This window comes from Metabacillus dongyingensis, from assembly GCF_019933155.2.
GTDB lineage: Bacteria > Bacillota > Bacilli > Bacillales > Bacillaceae > Bacillus_P > Bacillus_P dongyingensis.
In genome coordinates this window covers 2,883,610-2,898,651 of record NZ_CP082944.1, presented here as the reverse complement: position 1 = coordinate 2,898,651, position 15,042 = coordinate 2,883,610, and the positions used below count along the sequence as shown (strand labels likewise).

Here is a 15,042-nt window from a genome sequence, read left to right as displayed (position 1 = left end):
AGTCGCCAGCGACGGAGATGCTCCGATTCAGGAACGCAGCTTTTGAAGGGAATACAGAGATTGGAAGTCTATTAATAAATAACCGAGGAGACACCCTAAACGGCGAACAAAGAAGTGCTGCAGAAATAGCAAAACGAAAATATCACACAGATTTTATCAATATACTGAAAAATCCTTAAGGGGAGAGTGATAAATATGAGACTGGATCCAGTAGAAGCTGCAAAAAGAATTATAGAAAAACGGTACCCGTCATGCAAAGCCGCTGTATTATCAGGCAGTGTGGTAAGAGGGGAAAGCACTAAAACGTCAGATCTTGATCTCGTTATTTTTGATCAAGCACTAGAATCTTCCTACCGGGAATCATATGTTGAGTTTGAATGGCCAGTGGAAGCATTCGTCCATAATTTCGAGTCATACCGGCAGTTTTTTCAAAGTGACTGCAAAAGCGGCACGCCATCCATGCCGAGAATGGTATATGAAGGACTTGTTATAAAAGGAGAAGATTTGCTTGAGCCAATTAAAAGCGAAGCTCAGAAACTTTTAGAAAAGGGTCCGCAGCCTCTTTCGAAAGAAGAAATAGAAATGAGACGCTATTTTATAACAGATGCACTTGATGATTTTACGGGGAGCAGCAAACGCTCGGAAGAAATTTTTATTGCTGGGGTACTCGCAGAGCTGATCCATGAATTTGTCCTGCTGACAAATGGAAGATATATAGGGAAATCAAAATGGATTCCAAGGGCTCTCATGCAATATGATCCTGTATTTGCCGATGAATTCACCTCCGTTTTTGACGAGTATTATCGTACAGGACGCAAAGACAATGTTATTGCCTTGACGGATTCGATTTTGGAGCCCCACGGCGGCAGATTTTTTGAAGGGTTTTCACTGGGAAAAAAAGAATAGAATAGGAGAGATGATCATGTCACTTATCATACGTCATCCAAATGAAATGGATTTTGTTGCTCTGACAGCGCTTATGTATGAATATATCGTCGATTTTTATCAATGTCCAAAACCTCCAGAGCATAAAATTCATCAGCTGATTAAGACACTTCAGCAAGAAGAGAAGGGTATTCAATTTTTGGCGGAGGAAAACGGCAAGGCTGTCGGATTCGCGACACTTTATTTCACTTACAGCACAACCAGAGCTGAACCCATTACGATTATGAATGACCTTTATGTTCAGGAAGCATACAGGGGATCTAAAGCTGCAGAAAAACTTTTCAAAAGCTGCCAGACATACAGCAAGCAGCATCAATATGCTGCCATGACCTGGGAAACAGCGCGGGATAATGCAAGAGCACAGCGCTTTTATGAAAAGATGGGTGGCAGAAAAGGAGACTTTCTGACCTACTCCATTTGAGAGCGAAAAGTAAGCGCTTGGAAGACTTCCAAGCGTTTATTTGAAGAAATTTTTTGAGAAAGAATAATACAAAACACAAAGTAAACTCGCTGTCATGATGACAAAAAATCCTGTTACAATTCTTTCATCCAAAGTTCCGTCTGAAAACAGCACAGGACCGATTCCGAAGAAAGCAAGCAGCATGAATAAAAGAAGGAACACTACATCCACAATCCACTTCAAAGAATATCACCTTTGCCTTTTTCATACATCCTATGTTTCATTAGGAGTCTGAGATACAATAGTTCTTAAAAATGACAGCGCTTTCAATCTAAAATGATTATCTAATTCAATGCAACCTTCATCTATAGAAATAACCTGTTTATCCTTCACATAGAATGTAAGAAGCATGATATTCAGAATGCAAGTGAGGTGGGTATCCGGATGGAGAGGGAGTACTTAATCAAACCGATGCTTGATGAAAGCTATAAAAAAGTCAGCCATGGACAAGGTGTTTATCTATACGATACTTCTGGCAAGAAATATTTGGATGGATCATCTGGAGCTGTAACTTGTTCAATCGGACATGGGGTCAGTGAAATAGTCGAAGCAATGGCGGAGCAGGCGCGAGAGGTATCGTTTGTCTATCGGTCTCAATTTTCAAGCCATGCAGCTGAGGGCCTGGCAAAGAAGCTTGCAGAGATAACGCCGGGTGATCTTAACTGGACCTTTCTGGTCAACAGCGGATCTGAAGCCATTGAAACGGCCATGAAGACAGCGATACAGTTTTTTCAGGAAAAAAACATGCCTAAAAAAACAAAAATCATTTCCAGGTGGATGAGCTACCATGGGATAACAATTGGCGCGCTTTCTTTGTCAGGCTATCCAGAGCGGCGTTTCCGGTTTCAGCCGCTGCTTGAAGCAAATCCCGTGGTATCTCCTGCGTACTGTTATCGTTGTCCATATGGATTAATACCCTCCTCTTGCAAGGCGAAATGTACAGGAGAATTGGAAACGGCAATAAGAAGAATCGGTGCAGATCACGTTGCTGCTTTTGTTGCAGAGCCGGTTGTCGGTGCAGCGGGAGCAGCAATTACACCTCCAGAAGGATATTACGAAAAAATCCGCGATATTTGTGATCGAAACGACATTCTGTTCATCGCGGATGAAGTCATGACAGGCATTGGAAGAACAGGAAAAACACTTGCGATGGAGCATTGGGGAGCATTGCCTGACATCGTTGCACTCGGGAAAGGATTAAGTGCCGGTTATGCTCCTGTTGCGGCAACTTTAATCAGTGACAGGGTGATGCGGCCAATTCAGCAAGGATCAAAGTTAATCATGAGCGGGCATACCTACAGCGCGAATCCTCAATCTGCAGCTGTCAGTCTAGCAGTCTTGCATTATATTGAAAAAAATCAATTGAACAATGCAGCTTTTGAAAAAGGAAAGATGCTGATTAAAAACCTGCAAAAATTGCAGAAAAAAACAGAAATCATCGGTGATGTCAGGGGAAAAGGATTATTAATAGGAATTGAATTTGTCATGAACCAGACGACCAAACAGCCTTTTCCGAAATCTTATAATCTTACGAACCGCATCATTAAGAAAGCAAATCAGAACGGACTGCTTGTCTATCCGTCTGCTGCTGGAATCGAAGGCGGCGACGGCGACGCCATATTAATTGCCCCGCCGCTGAACATCAATGATGAAGAGCTAAACGAACTTATCCACCTATTTACAAAAACGACTGAAGAAATAGAAGCCGAAGTGCTGCCAATGTCATAAAAAGGAGAATCTGTATGATTGCTAATTCATTTCAGAAAATTAGACAAATTGATGAGGTTATAGGCAAAATCAATGACGGCTGCACGCTGATGGCAGGTGGATTTGGAGGTGTTGGCACCCCTCCGTCTTTAATTGACGCAATTTTGGAAAAAGAGGTGCGGGACCTCGAAATTATCTGCAATGACACTGGTTTTCCTCATATCGGAATTGGAAAATTGATCTCTGCAGGGCGTGTCCGAAAAGTAATTGCCTCGCATATTGGCTCAAATCCAATCGCGGGAAGCTTGATGTCAGAAGGCAAGCTTGAAGTGGAATTTTCTCCCCAGGGAACTCTTGGCGAGAGAATCCGTGCCGGCGGCATGGGTCTTGGAGGAATTTTGTCAGATGTAGGCATGGGAAGTGAGATTGCAGAAAAAGGAAAAGACCTTGTACAAGTGGAAGGGCGCACCTATTTTATTGAAACAGCCCTTACTGCTGATGTGGCCATCATTTGCGGAAAGGCAGCGGATGAATTCGGAAACATCATTTACAAAAAAAGTGCACGGAATATGAACCCGCTTATGGCTATGGCTGGAGATTATACCATTGCTGAAGTCGATGAAATCGTAAGCTTAGGCGAGCTTGATGCCGAAGCCATCATAACCCCGGGTGTATTTGTTCAAGCCATCGTACAAAGTGAAGGGGTGAACTGGAAGTGGGTATGGGAAGCGAAATAAGAGAAAATATTGCAAAACGTGCAGCGCAGGAAATAGATAACGGCATGATCGTCAATCTTGGCATAGGGATTCCCTCTCTCGTGCCGAATTATCTGAAAAACAAACCTCAAGTGATGATTCAGGCTGAAAACGGCATCCTCGGCATTGGACCAACACCTTTGCAAGGAGAAGAAGAGGAGACACTGTGCAATGCTGCCGGCTATCCGGTAACCCTTGAAAAAGGAGCCTCTTATTTTGACACGGCTACAGCGTTTGGCATGATTCGAAGGGGATGCATTGATTTGACGATTCTAGGTTCTCTCCAAGTAAGCGAAAATGGGGATCTCGCCAATTGGATCGTACCCGGTAAGCGTGTACCTGGAATGGGCGGAGCAATGGAACTTGCCGGAAAAGCAAAAAAAGTCATTGTCGTCATGAATCATGTCAATAAAAACGGCGATCCAAAAATTCTCACAAGCTGCACCCTGCCGCTTACATCCAAACAATGTGTCGATTTAATTATTACGGATATGGCAGTAATTGAAGTGCATGAAACAGGACTTATATTAAAAGAGGTCATGGCTCCATTCACAGTCCAGGATGTGATGAAAAGCACAGGAGCAAAGCTTGAGATCGGCATGAATCTTTGAAGGAGTGATTCGATGAAAAACTTGCAGGTGCAAGTTTGCACATGGATAGAAGAAAATCGAAACCGGTCAATTAAATTACTCAAAAAGATGGTCGAACAGAGAAGTGTTCAGGGAAATGAGGCGTCAGCTCAAGCGGTCGTGCTGGAAAAATGCCGTCAGCTTAGTCTGGATATAGATCTGTGGGAGCCTGGCGGCAAACTCCTAAAACAGCACCCGCATTTTGTAGCAACGAGAACATCTTTTAAAGACAGCCCGAACATTGTCGGTGTTTTAAAAGGAAAAGGAGGCGGGAAATCCGTCATTTTAAATGGACACATCGATGTCGTGCCAGAAGGCGACTTAGAGCAATGGGATGTGGACCCTTATCAGGCAGCGGTAACCGAAAACCGTCTTTATGGACGCGGATCGACGGATATGAAAGGCGGGAATGTCTGTCTCTTAATGGCAATGGAAGCTATTAAAGCATCAGGGATTTCCTTAAAGGGAGACGTCATTTTTCAAAGTGTCATTGAAGAAGAAAGCGGCGGCGCGGGAACCCTTGCTGCCATTTTACGCGGATACAAGGCAGATGCAGCCATCATTCCGGAGCCTACTAAAATGAAAATTTTTCAAAAACAGCAGGGATCTATGTGGTTCAGGCTGAAAATAAAGGGGCGTTCTGCACATGGGGGAACGAGGTATGAAGGAATCAGCGCCATTGAAAAAAGCACGCTGGTTGTTAAGCATATCCTGGAGCTTGAAAAAAAGCGAAACGAAAAAATAACCGATGCGCTTTACAAAAAAATTCCGATTCCAGTTCCTATTAATATTGGAAAAATAGAGGGAGGCACGTGGCCATCCTCTGTGGCAGATCTTGTCACCTTAGAAGGAAGGTGCGGGATCGCACCGAATGAAACGATAGAAGAGGTGCAGACTGAATTTCAAGAGTGGATTTCTGACCTTTCTTCAAAGGATGAATGGTTCAATGAACATCCTGTGGAACTTGAGTGGTTTGGAGCAAGGTGGCTTCCAAATGAAATCGGAATCGAACATCCTCTAACCGAAGCTTTGATAAATTCTTATAAAGAGATCATGGATAAAGAACCGATCATTGAGGCATCTCCTTGGGGAACCGATGCAGGCCTTTTATCTCATGCAGGAGATATTCCTTCCATTGTATTTGGCCCCGGCGAAACAGAGATGGCTCACTTTCCGAATGAATTTATTGAAATTGATAAAATCATCGAATGTACAAAAATTCTGGCTGTTTTCTTAATGCATTGGTGCGGTGTATCAGAGCAGATGTTTTTACAGATCGATGGAAAGGGTAAATAATTGAAGATAACGATTAAATAATTGAGGTGTCAGCAAATGAAGCAGCATTTATGGATCAACGGACAGCATATGGAAGCAAGCAAGTATCAGGAATTAAAGTCTCCTTACACGGATGAATTGCTGGCAGAGGTAGCAATTGCGGGTCAGAATCAAGTAAAAGCAGCAGTTGACGCAGCAAGTGAAGCGATTAGTAAGATGAACGTTTTGCCTGCCCATAAGCGTGCAGATATTTTACTGAAAACAGCCCAGCTTCTTGCTGAACGAAAAGAAGAAGCGGCTGTGATTATTGCCAAAGAAGCCGCTAAACCAATTAAAACTGCGAGAGCAGAAGTGGACCGAACGGTTATGACATACACATTTGCTGCTGAGGAAGCGAGAAGGCTGAATGGTGAGACGATTTCAATGGATGCAGCTCCAGGCGGGGAAAACCGGACAGCATACACAGTGCGCGAGGCAATCGGCGTTATTGGAGCGATCACGCCTTTTAATTTCCCGATGAATCTCGTTGCGCATAAGCTTGGGCCTGCTTTTGCCGCAGGCAATACAGTTGTTTTAAAACCTGCGACACAAACACCTTTAAGCTCCTACTTCATCGGAGAGCTTTTTCATGAAGCGGGTCTGCCTGAAGGCGCACTGAACATTGTAACAGGAAAAGGCAGTGAAATCGGCAAGCATTTTACATCAGATGAACGCATAAAGGCACTTACGTTTACAGGAAGTCCAGACGTTGGGAAAAAGCTGAAAAAAGAAGCCGGCATGAGAAAGACGCTCCTTGAATTAGGATCAAACTCAGCTGTCATTGTCGCAGAAGATGCTGATGTTTCAAAGGTAGCTCCAAGATGTGTGACAGGTGCATTCGCGTATGCGGGCCAGGTTTGCATATCCGTGCAGCGAATTTATGTACACGAAAATGTATTTGATGAGTTCGTTGCGAAGGCTGTAGAAGAGACGAAGAAACTTAAACTCGGCAATCCCCTTGCTGAAGAGACAGATGTCTCCTCATTAATCTCAAGCGAAGATGTGGATCGCGCCATTTCCTGGATTGAAGAAGCTGAGAATGCAGGAGCTCAAATCGCATGCGGCGGCAAATCAGAGGATCATCAGACTGTTCAGCCGACTATCTTGCTGAATGTCTCGGCAAAAGTCAATCTCTCTTGTCAGGAAGCATTTGCTCCAATTGTCATCATCAACTCATTCAAAACATTTGATGAAGCAATTGAAGAAGTGAATAACTCGAGATATGGACTTCAAGCAGGTGTATTTACAAATAAAGTCGACCTGGCCTTCCAAGCAGCAAAAGCCCTTCATGTCGGCGGTGTCATGGTCAATGACATTCCAACCTTCCGTGTCGATCACATGCCATATGGGGGAGTGAAGGACAGCGGTTTCGGCAGAGAAGGCATTAAATATGCCATTGAAGAACTGACTGAATTGAAGCTGATCTCGTTTAATCATGCCAAGTTCTAAGGCTTAAAAAAAATAGAGTGTGCAGGCTGCACTCTATTTTTTTAGGGTAATTTTTTATATAAGGGGGACCAGTTCTTGAAAAAAACGTACTCCGAAACAATAATGTTAGCTAAAAAGGACTATCGGGCTGATGCAGTACTCGATTATTTTAACAAAAGGCTCCGAATCGATGACTATCGCGGAAATACAGAGTCCTTGCTCACAGATGCATACAAATTAGCTTCAGATAACAGCTTCACAAAAGTTATTGTCAAAGCAAAAGCCTGCGACATCACTTTTTTATTGAAGCATCAATTTCAGCTTGAAGCCATTATTAAAAATTATTTTCACAGTGATGACGCCTATTTTTTTACGAAATATTTAAGTGAAGAAAGAAGAAAAACAGACTGCTGGACAAAGCAGGACAGCATCGTCACATCCATTTATGAAAAAAAGAAGACAGTTCATGTACAGTCAGCAGCATTTTTATTTCGTACAGCTGAAGAACATGATGCAAAGAAGCTTGCAGAGTTATACAGAGCAGTATTCGAAGTGTATCCAACACCCCTCCATTCAAGTGATTATATACAAAAAACGATGAGGGATGGCACCATCTATTATCTTGCTGAAAAAGGAGACAACATCGTTAGCGCTGCTTCTGCTGAAATCAATTCAGCATACCACAATGCTGAAATAACAGACTGTGCAACGCTGCCCGAAGTCAGAAAGCATAAATTAATGAGAAGCCTGATTTTATTACTTGAGCAAAAGCTTTTTGAAAACGGTATTTTTTGTGCTTATTCGATTGCAAGGGCGGATTCTTTCGGCATGAACGCCGTTTTGCATCAGCTGGATTACGAATATACCGGCAGACTTACAAATAATTGTGTCATTAGCACAGATCTTGAAAACATGAATGTATGGTGCAAAGATCTGTCTGCCGGAAATTGAGCAATGTATGCCGAAAATCCGGCGGCTTATGTAAAAAGGAGGAAAACCTTTGACAAATCAAAATAGGGAGCGAATCATTCATCATATTTTAGAAACGATTGATGAGGGGATTCATGCGGTTGATGAGAAAGGAATCACCGTTTTTTACAACGAGATTGCAGCTTTTCATGATGGTTTGAAAGTCGATGAGGTAGTAGGCAAGCATTTATTTGATGTTTTTCCGTCTCTTTCTGAAGAAACGAGCACACTATTAAAAGCCATTAAAACGAAAAAACCGATTTATCACCATTCACAAACGTACATAAATATAAAGGGCGAAAAAATTGAGACTGTGAACACAAGCCTGCCGATTTTATCAGAGGATAAAGTGATCGGTGCAGTTGAAATTGCAAAGGATTATTCAGCGATCAAGCGGCTGACAGAGCGGCTTGCTGACCTGCAAAAACAAGTGCATTCTCCCCCTAAAGCAGAGGGATCCAACGGCACAAGGTATGTTCTTGATGACATCATTACTGCAAGCAAGAACCTTCTTATGATAAAAATGCTTGTGAAAAAAGCGGCAATTACCTCATCAAATGTTCTCATTTATGGGGAAACAGGAACTGGAAAAGAATTAATTGTACAGGCCATTCATAACGAATCACAGCGCAGAGATGCTCCTTTTATAGCACAAAACTGTGCGGCGCTTCCTGAAGCCTTGCTTGAAAGTTTATTATTTGGTACAGCAAAAGGGAGCTACACAGGGGCAGTAGACAGGCCAGGCTTATTTGAACTGTCGCACGGCGGCACGCTTTTTCTGGATGAACTGCAATCTATGCCACTGAATCTGCAGGCGAAGCTTCTTAGAGTCATTGACGATGGCACGATTAGGAGAATCGGAAGCAGTCATTCAATCACAGTCGATGTCAGAGTGATTGCCGCAATGAACATCAGCCCTGAAAAATGTCTCGCGGAGGGAAAAATGCGGGAAGATCTTTATTTTCGCTTAAACGTCTTCGGAATCAATCTTCCCCCGCTCAGAGAAAGGCCGCTCGACCTTCCCTTACTGATTTCTTATTTCATAAAAAAGTACAATCATGAATTTCAAAAGCGTGTTGCTGCATTATCAGACGAAGCGCAAGTCCTTTTAAAGCACCATCACTGGCCCGGGAATGTAAGGGAGTTAAAGCATTGCATTGAGTTTGCCATGAATATGTGTGATGGGAATAGAATTAAAACCGATCATTTACCGCCATATTTACTGAAAGAGGAAGATACGTCAAAGGAAGCGCATTCTCTTCATGAAAAAATGTCAATGATGGAAAAAGAGATTATTCAACAAGCACTTGTTCAAAGCGAAGGCAATATTTTAAAAACAGCAAAGCTGCTCCAAATTCCGAGACAAACTCTTCAATACAAAGTGAAAAAATATTTTCCTGACCAATTTTCGGCACCAAAATTATAAGCATAAATAGCAAATGTGATTTTAGCAGCTTCATAGTCACGTTGGCATGGTTTTTGCATGTAATAATGGTAAAGACCGAATTGGGGGAACTGCCATGAAATACGATCTATACAAGCCGAAGCGCGACTGGAAAGACATCGAACTCTGGAAAGATGTCACAGATGAACAGTGGAATGACTGGCTCTGGCAGCTGACAAATACCATCCGCACACTTGATGACCTTAAAAAAGTAATTAATCTGACTCCTGATGAAGAAGAAGGGGTTAAAATATCAACGAAAACCATCCCCTTAAATATTACTCCCTACTATGCATGGCTAATGAACGAAGATGATCCGAGATGTCCAATCCGCATGCAGTCGGTTCCGATATCACAGGAGCTTTATAAAACAAAATATGACCTTGAAGATCCGCTTCACGAAGATGAAGATTCACCTGTACCTGGCCTGACTCACCGCTATCCCGATCGCGTCTTGTTTCTAGTGACAAACCAATGCTCGATGTACTGCAGATATTGCACGAGAAGGCGCTTCTCTGGTCAAATTGGCATGGGTGTGCCTAAAAAGCAGCTGGATGATGCGATTAACTACATTGCTCAAACGCCAGAAGTCCGGGATGTGCTGATTTCAGGGGGAGACGGATTGCTGATTAATGACACAATTCTTGAATATATTTTAAAAAATCTCCGAGCAATCGATCATGTAGAAATCATCAGAATCGGTACACGTGCGCCTGTAGTTTTTCCGCAGCGCATCACAGAAAATCTCTGCAGCATCTTGAAAAAATATCATCCGGTCTGGCTGAATACACATTTCAATACTTCCATTGAAATAACTGAAGAATCTAAGAAGGCATGTGAAATGCTTGTGAACTCAGGCGTGCCAGTCGGAAATCAGGCGGTTATCCTTGCAGGAATTAATGACAGCGTGCAAATCATGAAAAAACTGATGCATGATCTTGTGAAAATAAGAGTGCGGCCTTATTACATTTATCAATGTGACTTGTCAGAAGGAATCGGACATTTCCGTGCACCTGTTTCAAAAGGACTTGAAATAATTGAGGGCCTCCGCGGACATACAAGCGGCTATTCGGTTCCAACTTTTGTCGTCGACGCTCCGGGAGGCGGCGGGAAAATTGCCCTGCAGCCTAACTATTTAATTTCTCAAAGTCCGGACAAAGTTGTGCTCCGTAACTTTGAAGGAGTCATTACAACCTACCCGGAGCCGGAAAATTATACGCCTGGACTTGCAGATGATTACTTTAATGAAGTCTATCCGGACTCTGCATCCAAAAAATCCCTATCAGGAATTGCTGGTTTGTACGAAGACGCTCAATTTAACTTAATCCCTGAAGGCATCGGAAGAATAAATAGAAGAAAAACGTTTGAAACCAACCCTGCTCATTCAACATTAAAGGACAAACGGGAAAAGCGTGATGAGTTAAAGGATAAAAAGTACCGTGCGCAGCTATTAAAATCCGAAGAAAAGAAGGCGTCAGAAAATGAGTGAGCGCTGCGAATGGTGTGAATCGCAAAATGCAATGAGCTCAAGCAACTTAGTTCACTGGGAGCTGCCTGACGGTTCGCGGGCTATCGAAATTTCAGATACTCCATGTATTACTTGTCCGGATTGCGGTATCAGTTATCAAAGCGAACAAACCATTAATGAAATTGAAAATCAGCTCCTTCTAATTTCCGTTAAAGAGCTGCCAAACCGCATAGATTACGAAAAACTGATGAAATGGAAGCGTCATCTGAAGCGAAACTATTTTGATTTTACCTGAACCTAAAGAACCTTCTGAGGTTTTCTTCTTGTACAATAAACGTTATAATAGGGACAATTTCCAAACGTAATTGTGACAAGGGGGATATACCGTGAAATCTTTTTACCACTACCTGATGAAATACCGTCATCCAAAACCGGCCGATGACATCAGCCAATTTGCAAATGACGCTTATGACGACCACAGCTTTCCGAAATCATCCGAAGATTACCATGAAATCAGTTCCTATCTCGAACTGAATGGATCTTACCTCCACAGCCTCGTCGTCTTCGATGATGCCTGGGAATTGTATGAAACCGAAATCCTTAAAAAAGCATCAATCTAAAAACAACTTACTTTGTAGGTTGTTTTTTTTTTGCGAATTTAGACAGTCTTAACCAATTAAAAAGTGCAACGGAAAAAGGCGGAATAGTATGGAATAGAGCGTGTTTAACCTGATAAAAATAGTGGTCCGAATAAAATGACATAGAGACAAAAATCAGTCCGGATTTCAGGTAATCAAAGAGAGGCTATGGTTACCTAAAATGAACGAAATCCAGATTTCAGGGTATTAAAGAGGTCTTATTGTTACCCGAAATTGACAAGCAAAAAACACAAATTGGAAGACAAATGCAAAATCAATCCCTCAAACTTTTATTCTTGACATCACCTTCGAATAATCATATAGTTAATAAAGTTAATAGTTAAGTAGGTTAAATATTAATTTCGTTAAGTGTACAGGAGGGGAAAATGGAAACAAGACAGGAACTTACGTATGAATTTCTCTCTAATTACCGGAAGTTAAATAAAATGACCAGGACAAATTTGAATGAATTGCTGGAAACTTATCTCCCGTTCAATGAATTTATGGTCCTTCGTCTGATTCGTGAGCAGAGCCACCAAAATGTCAGCCAAATAGCTGAACGATTAAGTGTTTCAAGCAGCCATATCACTTCTGTAAGTGAAAAACTGATCAAAAAGGGCTATTTGAACCGGATGCGAGCTGAAGAAGACAGAAGAGTGGTCTATTTGAAGCTGACTGAAGCAGGAGAAAAAGTAACAACTGAAGTGGAAGCGACCATTACTGAATACTTTCATCACAAACTGGAAAGTGTAACCGATGAAGAAATCATTGTGTTTAATCGATTATTAACGAAATTACTAGATGAACAATAGAGGTGGAATAATGGAACATTTAAGTCATAAAGAAAAAATCACGATTATGATTGCAATTATTGCAGCGATGTTTTTCGCCGCGGTCAATCAAACGATCGTCGGGAATGCTTTGCCGAAGATTATTTCGGATCTAGGCGGACTGGACTATTACAGCTGGGTATTTACGATTTACATGCTGACAAGTGCGATCACAACGATCCTTGTCGGTAAGCTGTCTGATATTTATGGAAGAAAGCCGTTTATCATTATTGGTATCATTATCTTTTCAATCGGTGCATTTTTAGCCGGAACATCAATGAACATTTTTCAGTTGATTATCTACCGCGGAATTCAGGGATTTGGTGCAGGGATGATTATGTCTACAGCTTTTACGGCTGTAGGAGATCTTTTCGCGCCGCGTGAACGGGGAAAATGGCAGGGTGCCATGAGTGCAGTCTTTGGAATTTCAAGTGTGTTTGGTCCAACACTTGGGGGTTATATTGTTGATAACCTTGAGTGGAAATGGGTCTTCTGGGTGTTCTTGCCGCTTGGTATAGTAGCTCTCGTTCTAATTTGGAAGCTTTTCCCTTCAACAGTTAAAAAAGCTGGTGAGAAAGTCGACTATCTTGGATCCGTCTTTTTATCAGCAGCGATCACAACGGCATTACTGGCTTTTTCATGGGCAGGAACAAAATATGACTGGGATTCTGTTCAGATTTTATCTTTATTTGGAGCTTTAGTGCTGTCTCTGATCATTTTTGTCTTTGTTGAAAGAAAAGCGGTGAGTCCGATCTTGCCATTGGACTTATTTAAAAACAGTATTTTTACGATTTCAAATATAATCGGTTTTGTCATCGGAGTTTCCATGTTCGGAGGCGTCATGTACGTGCCATACTTCATTCAGGGAGTCCTTGGCTATTCAGCTACACATTCCAGCTTTCTGACGATGTCGATGACTCTTGGATTAGTTTTTGCCAGTGCTCTTGGCGGCCAGATTATTTCGAAAACAGGAAAATATAAGATGCAGGCCATTATCGGTCTTTTTATTTCTGCCATCGGTCTTTACTTGCTTTCTACCATGACTGTAGAAACGTCTCAATACCTATTGGTGTTTTATTTAACTTTAGTAGGATTTGGCATAGGAATTGGCATGACGGTCTTTACCTTAACGGTACAAAATGCGGTTGATCAAAAGCTGCTCGGTGTAGCAACTGCTTCGTCACAGCTTTTCAGATCAGTAGGCGGTACGGTTGGGGTTGCCATCATGGGAACCTTGCTCAACTCACGTATGCAGGATAAAATGGCGTCTATGAGTCAAACTGGAGACACCAATCAAATGGCCGCTTCACCAGAACTTGCCGGCAAATTGGAATCTCTTCAAAATCCTCAGCTTCTGCTGGACCATGAAAAACTTGACGGGCTTAAAAATACATTGCCGCAAGAGGCGATTCCTTTCTTTGATAATGTCATTCACAATCTTCAGGATTCTCTGAGCTATGCATTATCGGGTGTTTTCATCTTTGTAACTATTACGATGGCCGTCGCAATTCTCTTAACATTCTTTATTAAAGAAGTTCCGCTTAGAAGTGCGAAGGATCAGCCATCAGTAAAAAAAGAAAATACCATTAAAACTGGAAAATTACAGAGCAACGAAAATTAACGGTAAACCAAGGTGCATTTCGTGCCTTGGTTTTTTTGATTATAAATGAAATTTTTTCCAAAATAAGCTATAATTGAAAGGGGAGAATTCATATATAGGAAAGGGATGAGCTTCATGACAAATGCAATTCAGCTGTACGATTTTCACAAGTGGTCTAATATCAGAGTGTTTAGCCGATTGAAGGAACTGCCGAAGGAATTGTATACAAATGAAATAGAAAGTGTATTTCCGTCTCTGTCCCATGTCATGGTTCACATGTATCTTACGGATGCCCTTTGGCTGAAAGTAATCAAGCGGGATTCTTTTGAACGAATAATGGCTTATCTTGGCGAGGCTCAAAAAGAAACAGAGAATAGGAGTATGGAAGAATTAGAGAGAATGTTTGCAAAGCTTGCGAATGAATACGAATTATTTTTAAAAGACAATAGAGATGCAGAAAGAGCATTTACTATTGAACACCCGATGTATGGAAAATTAGAGACAAATGTTTTTGAATTGATCCAGCATGTAGCAAACCACGGAACCTATCACCGCGGGAACATCACAGCAATGCTTAGGCAGCAGGGTGTGCCAGGTGTATCTTTGGATTATGTGATTTATCTTTATGAAAAGAGAAAGGACGGCAGCATTGAATAAATACGAACATTGGCTGCTCGTTATTTTGGTAGGGTTCAGCTTAATTCCCGGCATTTATCATTTCGAATTTACTTTGCCTTATGTTATGGCAATCATCTTTGGAGTCATTGGTTTTATTGCAGTTCTTTACATGTCAATCTCAATCCAGCTAAATCAAAAGAATAAAACCTCTTAGTGGACATACATATAGAAATGAAC

General features: G+C 41.8%; 17 protein-coding genes. 16 read left to right on the top strand and 1 reads right to left on the bottom strand.

Going from position 1 to position 15,042, the window contains the following annotated elements; translation table 11 throughout:
• Positions 1 to 201 precede the first annotated feature (201 nt).
• Entirely contained in the window at positions 202 to 906 is a 705-nt protein-coding gene (locus K8L98_RS14380; protein ID WP_223443450.1) for a nucleotidyltransferase domain-containing protein, read from the top strand.
• A gap of 16 nt (positions 907 to 922) precedes the next feature.
• The gene (locus tag K8L98_RS14375) at positions 923 to 1,366 is read left to right on the top strand and encodes a GNAT family N-acetyltransferase (RefSeq protein ID WP_223435658.1); all 444 of its coding nucleotides are present in this window, start codon (positions 923 to 925) and stop codon (positions 1,364 to 1,366) included.
• 36 nt (positions 1,367 to 1,402) lie between these two features.
• Here the strand turns inward: K8L98_RS14375 and K8L98_RS14370 are convergent, their stop codons facing one another.
• Positions 1,403 to 1,588: a DUF6954 family protein gene (locus tag K8L98_RS14370; RefSeq protein ID WP_223435656.1), complete on the bottom strand. Its 186-nt coding sequence runs from the start codon at positions 1,586 to 1,588 to the stop codon at positions 1,403 to 1,405.
• 201 nt (positions 1,589 to 1,789) lie between these two features.
• On the opposite strand from K8L98_RS14370, the gene K8L98_RS14365 reads away from it, so the two are divergent.
• The 14 genes from K8L98_RS14365 to K8L98_RS14300 all read left to right on the top strand — a co-directional run bounded on the left by K8L98_RS14365 (position 1,790) and on the right by K8L98_RS14300 (position 15,019).
• On the top strand, positions 1,790 to 3,133 hold the full coding sequence (locus K8L98_RS14365) for an aspartate aminotransferase family protein (RefSeq protein WP_223435655.1): 1,344 nt from the start codon (positions 1,790 to 1,792) through the stop codon (positions 3,131 to 3,133).
• A 17-nt stretch (positions 3,134 to 3,150) separates the two neighbouring features.
• Positions 3,151 to 3,849, top strand: coding sequence for a CoA transferase subunit A (locus K8L98_RS14360; RefSeq protein WP_420828870.1), 699 nt, complete (start codon positions 3,151 to 3,153; stop codon positions 3,847 to 3,849).
• On the top strand, positions 3,828 to 4,478 hold the full coding sequence (locus K8L98_RS14355; protein WP_223435652.1) for a 3-oxoacid CoA-transferase subunit B: 651 nt from the start codon (positions 3,828 to 3,830) through the stop codon (positions 4,476 to 4,478). Before K8L98_RS14360 ends, K8L98_RS14355 begins: the two co-directional genes overlap by 22 nt.
• Positions 4,479 to 4,490: 12 nt before the next feature.
• The gene (locus K8L98_RS14350; protein WP_223435651.1) at positions 4,491 to 5,792 is read left to right on the top strand and encodes a peptidase; all 1,302 of its coding nucleotides are present in this window, start codon (positions 4,491 to 4,493) and stop codon (positions 5,790 to 5,792) included.
• A 36-nt stretch (positions 5,793 to 5,828) separates the two neighbouring features.
• Positions 5,829 to 7,259 (top strand): aldehyde dehydrogenase family protein, encoded by a 1,431-nt coding sequence (locus K8L98_RS14345; RefSeq protein ID WP_223435649.1) that lies wholly within the window; start codon positions 5,829 to 5,831, stop codon positions 7,257 to 7,259.
• Between the two features lie 102 nt (positions 7,260 to 7,361).
• A complete protein-coding gene (gene ablB / locus K8L98_RS14340; RefSeq protein ID WP_223443444.1) occupies positions 7,362 to 8,189 on the top strand; it encodes a putative beta-lysine N-acetyltransferase in 828 nt (275 codons plus the stop codon).
• A gap of 49 nt (positions 8,190 to 8,238) precedes the next feature.
• Entirely contained in the window at positions 8,239 to 9,633 is a 1,395-nt protein-coding gene (locus tag K8L98_RS14335) for a sigma-54 interaction domain-containing protein (protein ID WP_223435647.1), read from the top strand.
• Positions 9,634 to 9,727: 94 nt separating this feature from the next.
• Positions 9,728 to 11,140, top strand: coding sequence for a lysine 2,3-aminomutase (kamA, locus tag K8L98_RS14330; RefSeq protein WP_223435643.1), 1,413 nt, complete (start codon positions 9,728 to 9,730; stop codon positions 11,138 to 11,140).
• Positions 11,133 to 11,414: a YokU family protein gene (locus tag K8L98_RS14325; RefSeq protein WP_223435642.1), complete on the top strand. Its 282-nt coding sequence runs from the start codon at positions 11,133 to 11,135 to the stop codon at positions 11,412 to 11,414. Before kamA ends, K8L98_RS14325 begins: the two co-directional genes overlap by 8 nt.
• A 91-nt stretch (positions 11,415 to 11,505) precedes the next feature.
• A complete protein-coding gene (locus K8L98_RS14320; protein ID WP_223435641.1) occupies positions 11,506 to 11,739 on the top strand; it encodes a YozE family protein in 234 nt (77 codons plus the stop codon).
• Between the two features lie 404 nt (positions 11,740 to 12,143).
• On the top strand, positions 12,144 to 12,569 hold the full coding sequence (locus tag K8L98_RS14315) for a MarR family winged helix-turn-helix transcriptional regulator (protein WP_223435638.1): 426 nt from the start codon (positions 12,144 to 12,146) through the stop codon (positions 12,567 to 12,569).
• A 10-nt stretch (positions 12,570 to 12,579) separates the two neighbouring features.
• Complete coding sequence (locus K8L98_RS14310) at positions 12,580 to 14,208, top strand: MDR family MFS transporter (protein ID WP_223435636.1); 1,629 nt, start codon at positions 12,580 to 12,582, stop codon at positions 14,206 to 14,208.
• A gap of 114 nt (positions 14,209 to 14,322) precedes the next feature.
• The gene (locus K8L98_RS14305; protein ID WP_223435635.1) at positions 14,323 to 14,844 is read left to right on the top strand and encodes a DinB family protein; all 522 of its coding nucleotides are present in this window, start codon (positions 14,323 to 14,325) and stop codon (positions 14,842 to 14,844) included.
• A complete protein-coding gene (locus K8L98_RS14300) occupies positions 14,837 to 15,019 on the top strand; it encodes a hypothetical protein (protein WP_223435634.1) in 183 nt (60 codons plus the stop codon). Before K8L98_RS14305 ends, K8L98_RS14300 begins: the two co-directional genes overlap by 8 nt.
• The last annotated feature ends 23 nt before the right edge of the window (positions 15,020 to 15,042 follow it).